Source organism: Geobacter grbiciae (assembly GCF_018531165.1).
GTDB lineage: Bacteria > Desulfobacterota > Desulfuromonadia > Geobacterales > Geobacteraceae > Geobacter > Geobacter metallireducens.
The window spans coordinates 22,067-33,384 of sequence record NZ_JAHDIW010000027.1; the positions used below are offsets into that span (position 1 = coordinate 22,067).

The 11,318-nt window shown below is 56.2% G+C and carries 14 protein-coding genes; all 14 read left to right on the top strand.

Annotated features, from left to right (window positions below):
• Positions 1-7: 7 nt before the first annotated feature.
• Genes KJB29_RS18405 through KJB29_RS18470 form a run of 14 tightly spaced genes read left to right on the top strand, consistent with a single transcriptional unit; the run spans position 8 to position 11,114 of the window.
• Positions 8-262 carry a VirB3 family type IV secretion system protein gene (locus tag KJB29_RS18405; RefSeq protein WP_215735782.1) on the top strand — a complete coding sequence of 85 codons (255 nt, stop codon included), beginning with the start codon at positions 8-10 and terminating at the stop codon, positions 260-262.
• 16 nt (positions 263-278) lie between these two features.
• Positions 279-2,678, top strand: a complete 2,400-nt coding sequence (gene trbE / locus KJB29_RS18410; RefSeq protein ID WP_215735783.1) for a conjugal transfer protein TrbE — start codon at positions 279-281, stop codon at positions 2,676-2,678.
• Between the two features lie 13 nt (positions 2,679-2,691).
• On the top strand, positions 2,692-3,174 hold the full coding sequence (locus tag KJB29_RS18415; protein ID WP_215735784.1) for a hypothetical protein: 483 nt from the start codon (positions 2,692-2,694) through the stop codon (positions 3,172-3,174).
• Positions 3,175-3,176: 2 nt separating this feature from the next.
• A complete protein-coding gene (gene trbJ, locus KJB29_RS18420) occupies positions 3,177-3,929 on the top strand; it encodes a P-type conjugative transfer protein TrbJ (RefSeq protein ID WP_215735785.1) in 753 nt (250 codons plus the stop codon).
• 8 nt (positions 3,930-3,937) lie between these two features.
• Positions 3,938-5,332, top strand: coding sequence for a P-type conjugative transfer protein TrbL (trbL, locus tag KJB29_RS18425; protein ID WP_215735786.1), 1,395 nt, complete (start codon positions 3,938-3,940; stop codon positions 5,330-5,332).
• A gap of 15 nt (positions 5,333-5,347) precedes the next feature.
• Positions 5,348-6,043, top strand: coding sequence for a conjugal transfer protein TrbF (gene trbF, locus KJB29_RS18430; protein WP_215735787.1), 696 nt, complete (start codon positions 5,348-5,350; stop codon positions 6,041-6,043).
• Positions 6,044-6,055: 12 nt separating this feature from the next.
• Positions 6,056-7,204: a P-type conjugative transfer protein TrbG gene (gene trbG, locus KJB29_RS18435; protein ID WP_215735788.1), complete on the top strand. Its 1,149-nt coding sequence runs from the start codon at positions 6,056-6,058 to the stop codon at positions 7,202-7,204.
• A gap of 11 nt (positions 7,205-7,215) precedes the next feature.
• The gene (locus KJB29_RS18440) at positions 7,216-8,559 is read left to right on the top strand and encodes a TraB/TrbI/VirB10 family type IV secretion system protein (protein ID WP_215735789.1); all 1,344 of its coding nucleotides are present in this window, start codon (positions 7,216-7,218) and stop codon (positions 8,557-8,559) included.
• A gap of 1 nt (position 8,560) precedes the next feature.
• Positions 8,561-8,893: a hypothetical protein gene (locus KJB29_RS18445; protein WP_215735790.1), complete on the top strand. Its 333-nt coding sequence runs from the start codon at positions 8,561-8,563 to the stop codon at positions 8,891-8,893.
• Positions 8,883-9,203 carry a DUF2274 domain-containing protein gene (locus tag KJB29_RS18450; protein ID WP_215735791.1) on the top strand — a complete coding sequence of 107 codons (321 nt, stop codon included), beginning with the start codon at positions 8,883-8,885 and terminating at the stop codon, positions 9,201-9,203. The genes KJB29_RS18445 and KJB29_RS18450 overlap by 11 nt, the downstream gene beginning before the upstream one ends.
• Positions 9,204-9,205: 2 nt before the next feature.
• Positions 9,206-9,376, top strand: a complete 171-nt coding sequence (locus KJB29_RS18455) for a hypothetical protein (protein WP_215735792.1) — start codon at positions 9,206-9,208, stop codon at positions 9,374-9,376.
• Complete coding sequence (locus KJB29_RS18460) at positions 9,373-9,657, top strand: EexN family lipoprotein (RefSeq protein ID WP_215735793.1); 285 nt, start codon at positions 9,373-9,375, stop codon at positions 9,655-9,657. Before KJB29_RS18455 ends, KJB29_RS18460 begins: the two co-directional genes overlap by 4 nt.
• Positions 9,654-10,160 (top strand): thermonuclease family protein, encoded by a 507-nt coding sequence (locus KJB29_RS18465; protein ID WP_215735794.1) that lies wholly within the window; start codon positions 9,654-9,656, stop codon positions 10,158-10,160. The genes KJB29_RS18460 and KJB29_RS18465 overlap by 4 nt, the downstream gene beginning before the upstream one ends.
• A gap of 6 nt (positions 10,161-10,166) precedes the next feature.
• Complete coding sequence (locus KJB29_RS18470; RefSeq protein WP_215735795.1) at positions 10,167-11,114, top strand: hypothetical protein; 948 nt, start codon at positions 10,167-10,169, stop codon at positions 11,112-11,114.
• The last annotated feature ends 204 nt before the right edge of the window (positions 11,115-11,318 follow it).

The window sequence follows — 11,318 nt, forward strand, 5'->3', positions numbered from 1 at the left end:
AGGGGAAATGTCTGTCAGCGGGTTCGAGGTTCCCATTCACCGGAGTTTGACCGAGCAGATCATGATTGCCGGCGTGCCGCGCAACGTCGCCATCCTCAACGGCACTTTCGTTGCCGCTCTCGGGCTTGGGCTTCATTCGTTTCTGGCAATCCCTCTCGGGTTGATTCTCCACCTTCTGGCATACGCAGCCACGAAGAAAGACCCTCAGTTCTTCGACGTGTTCAAGCGGCATATCCGCCAGAAAAACTACTACAGCGCATAGCGCACAGGAACACCCCATGTACAGCATCAAGGAATACCGACAAAACCCCGACCGTCTCACCGACCTGCTTCCATGGGCCGCTTTGGTAGGCCCCGGCGTGATTCTCAACAAGGACGGTTCGTTCCAGAAGTCCATCGCTTTCCGGGGGCCTGACCTGGACAGCGCAACGGAATCGGAGCTGGTCGCGGTGGCGGCCCGGCTCAATAACGTTTTCAAGCGTCTAGGTTCCGGGTGGGCGATCTTCGCCGAGGCGCAACGGCACGTCTCAAGCCGTTACCCGAAGTCTTCATTCCCCGACCCGGTAACCTATCTGATCGACGAGGAGCGGCGGGCTCTTTTCGAGGAGAACGCCCACTTCGAGAGCGAGTATTACCTGACGTTCGTCTACCTGCCGCCTCCGGACAGTACCGGCAAGGTTGCCGCCATGTTTATCGAGAATACCGCCGGCGGAAAGAACACCGTAGATTACCGGGCACACCTGAACGGGTTTACCGTCGAAGTAAACCGGGTCATCGACCTTTTGGGCGGGGTCCTTCCGGAAGTGCGGCCGCTCACTGACGAGGAAACCCTTACCTATCTCCACAGCACCGTTTCCGTGAAGCGTCACCCGGTGCGTGTGCCCGAAGTGCCGATGTACCTCGACGCGGTTCTGGCGGATACGCCCCTTACGGGAGGCCTGGAGCCGCGTCTTGGCAAGCACAGGATCAAAGCAGTTTCGATCATGGGTTTCCCGGGTTCGAGTATCCCGGGAATTCTGGACGCCCTCAACCGGCTTGCCATCGAATACCGCTGGTCAACCCGGTATATCGCCCTGGACAAGGTTGATGCACAGCAAGAGCTGACGAGATACAAGCGGCAATGGTTCTCCAAGCGCAAAACCGTTGTCACCATGATCAAGGAGCTCGTGACCGGCGGCGAGTCGGTCATGACTGATTCCGACGCCGAGAATAAGGCATTCGACGCCGACGCCGCCCTCCAGGAGGTTTCCGACGACGTTGTGTCCTACGGATACTTCACGGCGACGGTCGCTGTTTGGGATGAAGATCCCAAACGCCTTGAAGCGAAGACGCGGGCCGTTGAGAAAGTCATCAATTCCACCGGCTTTACCACGATAAGCGAAAACATGAACGCGGTGGAATCATGGCTTGGGACCGTTCCCGGCCACTGCCGGGCCAATGTGCGCCGGCCACTCCTCAACACCCTCAATCTCGCGCATCTCCTGCCTATTTCGGCAGTATGGGCGGGGCCGGATCGTAATAAGCATCTTGACGGGCCGGTGCTCCTCCATGGCGTTACTTCGGGGAGCACCCCCTTTCGCCTTTCGTTCCACGTGGGCGACGTGGGGCATGCCATGGTGGTAGGCCCTACCGGGTCCGGCAAATCGGTTTTTCTCGCCCTTCTGGAGGCTCAGTTTCCACGGTACAAAAACGCCCAGGTCTACATCTTCGATAAGGGAGGGAGTTCACGGGCCTTGACCGCCGGGGTCGGCGGTGAATTCTATGACCTCGGCGAAGAGGGGGGGCTTGCCTTTCAGCCCCTAGCTGAAATCGACAACGAGCTTGAACGGTCGTGGGCTACCGAATGGGTACTTGATCTTTTCCGGCAGGAGAACGTGGAAATAACCCCAACGGTTAAGGCCGAAACATGGGCCGCCCTGTCCAGTCTGGCGACCGCTCCACGGGAGCAGCGGACCATAAGCGGCCTAATGGCGCTTCTGCAGAACCTCACTCTCCGACAGGCCCTCACCACCTACACGATTGACGGGCAGTTCGGGCATATCCTCGACGCAACCGGCGATTCCCTTGGTTACGGCAAGTGGCAGGCATTTGAAATGGAAACCCTGATGCACACCCCCGCTGTGGTGCCGCCGGTCCTCTCATACCTCTTTCACCGGCTGGAGAAACGTTTCACCGGCGTTCCCACGAAACTGATCCTCGATGAAGCCTGGGTCTTTTTCGATAACCCGATCTTCGCCGCGAAGATTCGCGAATGGCTCAAGGTCTTGCGGAAAACTAACACGCAGGTGCTGTTTGCCACGCAGAACCTTACCGACATTGCGAACAGCGCCATAGCTTCAGCGCTCATCGAGTCTTGCCCGACCAGGGTCTTTCTGCCGAACGACAAGGCCACCGAGGAAGGGACCGCCGAAATTTACCGGCGCTTCGGCCTCAACGAGCGCCAGATTCAGATGCTCGCCCAGGCTACCCCCAAGCGTCACTACTACTATCAGAGTCCCATGGGGAACCGGCTCTTCGAGTTGGGCCTTGGCCCGCTGGCCCTCGCATATTGCGCGGCCAGCAGCAAGGAAGACCAAAAGGTGGTCAAGACGATCCTGCGGGAGAAGGGAAAAGAAGGGTTTAACCGGGAGTGGCTGACTTGCAAGGGGCTCACTTGGGCTCTTGAGCTTCTTAATTGAGGGAGGTCGAGGTATGAAACGACTTATGCTCGTGATCGTTGCCTGTAGCGTTCTTTCAGCGTGCGCGAATTTTCAGCTTCCGCAGCTTCCGAAGTTGCCGGACTATCAAGTTCCAGGGACCGGCGGAAGGGGCAGTTCAGCGGCGAAGGGGGCGAGGGGAGCGACCGGGCCTATCTACATCGGCGACATAGGGGGCAAGGGGGGGTATGTCGTCAAGGCCGTCACCGCCTATCCGCGTGGTTATGTCTGCAACGTGGAGGCCTACAAGGTGGGGTTCAGGAACACCTTTATAGATCAATGGGGCACCGAGGTTCTTAACGATCAACTTCCTAGAAAATACATGATTAATGAGGAACTTCAATCCGAACTTCCTTACGTAGATGCTTCCAAAGAAGATCGGTGCGACGGGTATAGTGTTTCTTCCGGGGAAGCAGACGGCCGCGTGGCTGCGGTAGAAACTTATGCCGAGTTCAAGAAACGTCTCGGAAGGAGGTAATAATGAAGCGCCTATTTACAATACTTTGCTTCTGCCTGGTTGTCGCTACAAGCCAACCCGCGTCTGCCACCATTCCCGTCTTGGATTATTCAAACCTTATGCAGGCGCTCTTGAACTATATGTCGCAGATACAGCAGTATACGACGCTGGCTAATCAGTACGCGACACAGCTCAGGCAGCTTGCAAACCAGTATCAGCAGCTCCAGAACGAAGCGCAGAACCTGAAAAACCTGAATTATCTTCTGGACGTGGCCGGACTCGACGACTTGCAGCAGATTATGCTGAAGGCCCAGGGGATAGCCAATGATTACGCCCGACTTCAACAGACCTTCAACAACCAATATCCCGACTTTGCCCGCTATAACACCATGAGCGGCAGGGATTATGCCGGGTATGCCATTAAATGGAATCAAGAGGTTTATACCAACACCAAGGCTGCAATGGATGTTCAGGCGAATATGAAAAATTCGTTTGTTCAAGACAAGAATGCAATAAGTGATTTACGAACCAGAACGGCGCTTGTCCAAGGTTCTCGTGACGGGCTTCAGAATATCGCCAATATCGCGCTCTTACAGGCTAAACAACTCGCCCAATTGCAGCAACTCATGGCTTCCAGCCAGCGAGCGGAATCCGCTTACATGGCTGAGCGGGCTTCAGGCGAAGCCGCAGCCAAGGCGAAAAAAGACAATCTTTACCGAGACTGGTCTAAGAAGGGAAGTAGGACCGTCAACACGAACATCGACAAACTGCACTGAGGGACGAAATGGGAACTGACAGCGGAATACTGACAACTCTTCTCAATACCTTTTCGTCGGCGTTCACCGGCGGTTACGGACAGATCTTCGGGGATGCCTGGAGTCTTCTGGGGATTCTGGCCGCCCTGGAGCTGACCATTGCCGCTGTCTGGTGGGCTCTGACCGAAAGCGACGCTTTGAAAGAGCTGTTGCGGCTTTGCATCAAGGTCGGTTTTTTCATCTTCGTCGTCACGAAATACGACTGGCTCATTGACAAGGTGATAAGCGGATTCATCAACACCGGCCTGAAGGCCGGAGGGTCCGGCTCCATCAGCCTCATCAAGGACCCGTCCGCAATCGTCGATTACGGGCTCACCGTTACCGAGCCTATTTTTCAGCATATTCAGAATTATGGTGCCGTTGACACCCTGGCAAACCTCCCTGACGTCATCATGACCGGCCTTGCCGGGCTCCTTGTGCTTCTGGCGTTCTTCGCCCTGGCGATCCAGGTCTTCATCACCTATCTGGAGTTTTACCTGATTGCCGTCCTTTCCCTGATCCTGATTCCGTTCGGCGTATTCAAATACACGAGCTTCATAACGGAAAAGGTATTTGGTGCCATCATCTCTTTCGGCATTCGCCTGATGGTGTTGTCTTTCATTGTGAGCGTTTCGCGGCCGGTCCTGGCGGGCCTGAATCTCCCGCCCGATCCGCCGCTGCAAAAGATCATGATTATGTTCCTGGCGGTCGTCGCCATCGCCATGCTTGCGTGGCATGCCCCAGGCATCGCCGGGGGGCTTCTCGCCGGTTCCCCATCACTTACCGCCGGGGCAGGTATGGGGGTTGGGGCTGCCGCCGCTCTTGGGATTGCGGGTGGTGGTCTCGCCGCGAAACAGGCCATGAAGGAAACGGCTTCGGGAGGCGTGGCCGCCACCAGGGCAGCGGCTCACGGAGCCGGCGCAGTAGCCTCGGCGGCTCGCATGGGGGCCGTGGCCGAGCCCGGCGGTGCCGTTTCACAAACTGTCGGAGCCGCTAAAGGGGTTGCATCCATGGCCCGAAATGTCGCCACGGAAACGGTTTCCACGGCGGCCGCCGGCATCCGCGAGTCATACCAAACCGGTGCCGAGCGTGGCTTTACCGCCACGGGGGGAACGGTTGTCGGTCGTGGGGGCGATCCTGCCGGCAGCGGTACCCCAGGCTCCGGCGGACCTTCCGTCAAGACCGGGGGAGGGGCGACTACGACCGCGGCCGGTTCTGGCGGGGCAAGCAGAGCCACCGACACGCGAAGCACAACAACACCGAACGCCCCGAACCAAAAGCCCGATTGGGCCAATCGCCTTCAGCAGGCCAAGGCAACCATCCCCCCCGAAGCAACCCCGACCGGGGGGCTCTCGGTGCCGATTCCGGACAACGAAAAAGGGTAAAAAGGAGCATCACGTATGAGCAAGAATGAGTTAAACGATTCACCTGTCAGCCTCAAGCCAGCCACGGCCCCGGTGACTCCCTACCAGCTCGCTCAGGAGGAATGGGATAAGCGGATAGGGAGCGCACGGGTGCAGGCCAAGAACTGGCGTATCACCGCTATCGGGACCATCGGCGTTGCGGCTATCGCCGTTTGCGGCCTTATCTATCAGTCCAGTAAGACCCAGGTGGTTCCCTATGTTGTCCAGGTGAACAGCGAAGGAATCGTTCAGGCCGCAGGCCCCGCCAAACAGATGAACTACGCTCCGGGGGAGAACGAAATCAAATTCTTCCTCAGCCAGTTCGTGACCAGTGTTCGTTCGCTTCCGCTCGACCCGGTTGTAGCGAAAAACTCCTGGCTCAAGGCGTATCAGTATTTGCGGCAGGGAGCCGCCAATACCCTCAACGAAATCGCCCAGAAGGAGCAGCCCTTTTCACACATCGGACAAGAGACGGTTGCCGTCCAGGTCATCAACGTCACGGCAATGTCGAAAGACACCTATCAAGTCCGGTGGAATGAAACCGTTTACAACCGTGAAGGGGTGACCATCGGGAGCCAGTCGATGACCGGCCTTTTCTCCATCGAGTTTCAGCCGCCGAAGGATGAAAAAACCCTTATGGTCAACCCCATCGGCCTCTACATCAAACAATTCAGCTGGTCGAAAGACGTATAAAGGAGCGCTTGCATGAGAAAACAAATCGTCCTGATCCTGGCAGTAACGGCCTTCGCAGCACAGGCCCTCGCGCAACAAGCCACGGTGCCCGGCATCCCGCAACAGATGCCGATCACTTCAGCCTCGGCTCCCCAACCGGCCGTTTCCCCGCAGGTTGCGCCGTCGCCCCCTTCCGAGAAGCCGGAAAAGCTGACCCTCGTTCCGGTCAACGCGAAGGACGCGAAGACGGCGAAAAAAGCGAAGAAAAAGAAGCCGGTCAAGAAGGTCGAAGCGGCCGACGAGGACGCCCCGCAGTCCAGGGATGAGCTTGTGGAAGGGTTGAGGTCCGAAATCAGCGCCCTCAAGGATCATCACGTCGTTGATTCCAGCATCAAGGAATCGACGCAGCGGCCCACGAATTCGCCGCAAGTGGAGATCAAAACCGTCTACAATTACAGTCCGGGAGCTAACTACGTGCTCCACGCCGGCGTGAACCGGGTTACCGACATCGAGCTCCAGCCGGGAGAGAATCTGACCGGGCCGGTCATCGCCGGTGATACGGTTCGGTGGGTTGTCGCCAAGGCCATCAGCGGCAGCGGCGAGAACGCCACTACACACGTCCTGGTCAAGCCGGTTCAGGCGGGTCTTGAAACGAACTTCATCATCACGACCGACCGGCACGTTTACCACGTCTCCGCAAAGTCCACCAACAAGAACTATATGCCGGTCATGACCTGGAACTATCCCCATGAAGAGGCGGCGAAGATGGAGGCGATGCGGCGGGAAGAACAGCGACTAGACGACCTCAAGGCAGCGCCGGCGGTTGCGGCCGAGAACCTGAACTTCAAATACAAGGTCAAACCGGATGATGATTATTCCTGGACGCCGGTTCGCGTCTTTGACGATGGCTCGAAGACTTTCATTCAAATGAATCCCGAGATGAAAAACACCGAGGCCCCGGCGCTCTTCATCAAGGACGGCGACGAACTGAATCTGGTCAACTATCGCGTAAAGGGTGATTACTATATCGTTGACCGCCTCTTTGACGTGGCAGAGCTGCGAAGCGGCAAAGACGAGCGGGTTCTCGTCAAAAAGGACAAGCCGTGGAGCTGGTTCGGCGGGTCCAACTCATCATCGAGTCACAAGAAAAACGACATACCCGCCGGGATTGATACCCCTTAAGGAGCTTCCGCATGGCAGAGTACAAACACCCCATCGAGGACGACAGAGAAGAACAGGCGGAAATTCCGGTTCCGGAATTGCCGCTGATGCAGCCGAAGCCCGATACAACGAGACTCAACCGGAAAGTTGTCATGTCCATCGTGGCGATAATCGGTGGCTTCACGGCCATATCTCTCATATGGGCCTTTTCACCGCAGAAAAAGCAGTCAGCGGAAGAAGCGGCCGCCCAGCAGAAGAAAGCGGCCGCCACGCAAGGAAACGCCACTGCTCCGAACATGCCGGAAGTGCTGAACGCAGCCCCCGGTACCTATTCCGCAATGCGGCAAACGCCGGCGGGCGTCCCGCAACTCGGCGCTCCGCTTACCGGAGATTTGGGCGGGGCGCAGCTCGACCACCAGAGGACGGCGGCGGGAGAACCTTATTACACCACCTATCCGGTCTCGGGCGGCGGGCAGGGTCAACCGTCCATCGAGCAGCAAATGCACTTCCAGGAGAAGGATCAGAAACGCAAAGACGCCCTGGAAGCCCGGCGTTCTCCCCTCACCTTCGGCAACCCTACCGATTTCGGAGGCCGTGACCGGTCCCAATCCACCCCTCTCGGCGTCGCCGGGGGCGGGGCCGGGGCACCACAGATGCCCGACATGGCAGCACTCACGGCGGCCCTCGGTGGTGTGGGCGGCGCACCCGCCGACCAGAACATGCAGGACGAGAAGCGGGGATTCACGCAGCCGAAACGCGGGGGGGGCGCATACCTTGAGGCCGGTCTTCAACGGCCGCTTTCACCTTACGAGATCAAAGCCGGTTCCATCTTTCCCGGCGTCCTCATCACCGGAATCAATTCAGATCTTCCCGGTCAGATCGTCGGGCAAATTCGAGAAAACATCTATGACAGCGTTTCGGGCCGCTTCCTCCTCATCCCCCAGGGAACGAAGATCATAGGCGAGTATGACAGCAAGGTTGCCTATGGTCAGGAACGGGCTCTGATCGTCTGGACACGGCTGATTCTTCCGAACGGCGATTCCATAGGTCTTGAAGGAATGCCGGGGGTTGATCTTCGCGGTTACGCGGGGCTTACCGACAAGGTGAACAACCATTATATGCGGCTCTTGTCCGGGGTGGTTCTGGGGAGCGTTTTAGGTGCCGCCGCCCAGGTCGCAGTCGGTCCCGCCGGAGTGCAAAACCCGAACTTTGAGCAGCTGGCCGTGGCTGGCGCCGCACAGAACATAAACGACGCCGGACAACAGATAACAAGAAAAAATCTCAACATCCAACCAACGATTGAAATCCGCCCTGGAATGAAGTTTAATGTCTTCGTCACGAAAGACCTGATATTACGTCCTTACAGGGGGAGATGATTTGATCTACGATGGGGTGGATACTATTCAACTTCGTGTAGACGAGGAACTGAAGAAGCGGATCAAAATGAAGGCGGTGGAAGACGATATAACAATCCAGGATGAAGTTGAAAAAGCGGTCGAATCATTCCTGAAATTCGCGGAAGAAACTTCAAGGATTACCTTCATTCCGACATTGAAAAGTCGTGGGGTTCTCACCGGCTACAGACTCCGCAAAAACCTTCACGACAAGCTGAAAGCTGTGTCAGAGCGCTACGCGGTTTCAATACGTGTCACGCTTTACACTGCCCTAGTTCACTATTTTGAAAAGGAGGGAACTTCCCATGTCCCTTAAAATCAAGCCTATCCCCGAAGAACCAGAACCGATAAAAACAACCTTCAAGCTGAAGCCTGAAACGCTTCGCAAACTGCACGCCTATTTACAGGCCTATGAAGCCGCTTATGGCAAGAAAGCCGATTCCGATTACATCGTGAACGAAATACTTGAAGGCTTCTTTGCTTCAGACAAAGAGTTTCTTGCGTACCTCAAGGAAAATCCTCTCTCCCCCCTGCCTGAGCCCACGGGTAGCAAAAAGAGACCACAGCAGCCCAAGCCGCAACCACAGCCCATGCCGGCAGCGAAAGAAGCCGGCAGCGAGGCCTGATTATGAACTCAAATTTTCTCCAGATAGGTCTTATCGTTTGGGTCGCCCTCGTCCTTGTCGGAGCGGTTATATACCGACGCCGCAAGGACCGGGCGAAGCCCGCCCGGGGGCCGGTAGTCTACCCGGAAACCGAGGAAAGAATCTACTCCGGAGATGAGGAGAATCGCGGATGAAGAGAATAGCTTTCGCAGCTTTTGTTGCCTTAGCCGGTATCACGTTCGGCGCATGCAGCAAGGAGCCCAAAACGGTCGAATACTACAAGCAGCACGAGGCGGAAAGAAGGGCCGTCCTGGACAAATACAAGGACAACCCCGGCAAGTTCAGGGACGATCCGGACGCGATCAACGCCCTCGAAGCCGAAACCCGTCTTCGGAAAGAGCATCTTTACGGGGGGTGGACGAAGAAAGAAGAAACCAGGGTCGTTGTGCCGACTCTGGATAAACTCGGCAAATGAGGTCCTTTCTCGTAACCCTCCTTTTCCCTCTCCTGACGGTTCTCCCCTCCCCTGTTTTCGCCCTGGAACTTGCAGCTAAGGTGCTCCGCGTCATCGACGGAGACACCCTGAAGATTGAAGTCGAAGGGCACAACGAATCCGTCAGGCTTATCGGCATTGACACCCCCGAGAGCAAGGCAAACGCGAAGGCCCTCAAAGACAGCGCTCGAAGTGGTGAGGAGCTGGCCGCAATCGTTCTGCAGGGGAAGAAAGCAGCAGCCTTCGCCCGGTCCCTTGTGCGAAAAGGCGATGTTGTGCGGCTTGAAACAGACGTGCAGCAGCGGGACAAGTATCGACGGCTTCTTGCCTATGTCTATCTCCGGGACGGCTCGATGCTCAACGAGTCGATAGTCAGGGCCGGTTACGCTTCCCTCATGACGATACCCCCGAATGTGAAGCATCAAGAACGGTTCCTTAAGGCGTTTCGAGACGCAAGGGAAAACCACCGAGGATTGTGGGAGTGAAGGGACATGAATAAAACAGGTGCGGAAATCATGGAGTGGGCGGCGGCTCTTAAATCCGGTTCGGTCCAACGGCTGCGGGATATAGAGCTTTACCAGGGGGATAATCCTCGATGGAACAAAGACCGGGAAACGTCCAACCGCGATAACGCCGAACGGATCATTTCGGGCATTACGGACAACGCCCTGGAGGGTCACAGCTTTACGATCCCCGTTACCCCTGTCCATGGGGAAAGCATATTTCGGCACCAGGAAAACATTGATTCCATACTCGAACAAATTAAGGAGAAGTCACGGATGAGAATGATAGAGATTTCAGGTAAAGACCTTGTTGAAAAAATTGACAATGAGGTGAAAGTCCTGGAAAACGCCATCAGCGGCGATGAAAAAATAATGAAGCTTACTAAGGCGAATCAGGAACTTTCTACGCTCCATGGACTTCCTGAAGTGGACGCGGTTGAATTGGTCAAGGGTAGGCTCAAGGACATGAAGGAAGCTCACAAGAACCTTACAGGGCTCCATGACAAACAGTTCATCGTCGAGGACAAGGACATTCACGCCATCATTCAGGACTCACGCTTTCTCAAACAGGTGGAACAGGCGCAGCAATTGACCGTTTCGGGCGCTGAGATCGTGCGACAAATCGACCAGGAAGTGAAGTTTTTCGAGGAAAGTATCAGTTCCCCAGAAAAGATCGAAAAGCTGATGACCAGCGAGGCCGAGCTACTGAAGAGGTCCCCCGACATGCCGAAGCCGGAAAAGGACGTGGTGGACGTAATCAAGGAACGCGTACACGACCTGAAGGGTGTGCGCGAGAAGATGAAGGGCCTCGAAGGAAAGCCCTTCACCATCCAACCGAAAGATATTTATACCGTGACCAAGAACCCGGAATTTGTTTCACAGGTGAACAAGGCCCACGAGCTGGGCAGGAACCGTGCCCTTGACCTCGGCAGATAACCCTTTAAGGAACCACCCATGAACATTCCAGATATAAGAATGCTTACCTGTAACGGCTCGCAATCATAATCACGCCGGCGCGCAACCCTCGCAATTTTCGGCTCACATTATTCGATTCTATCGGTGATATGGCGGCCCCGGTTTTCTTGGACACGAAAATGAGGTAAATCTACGTGTTCAAGGAGGTCGTCAATGGAAAAGGAT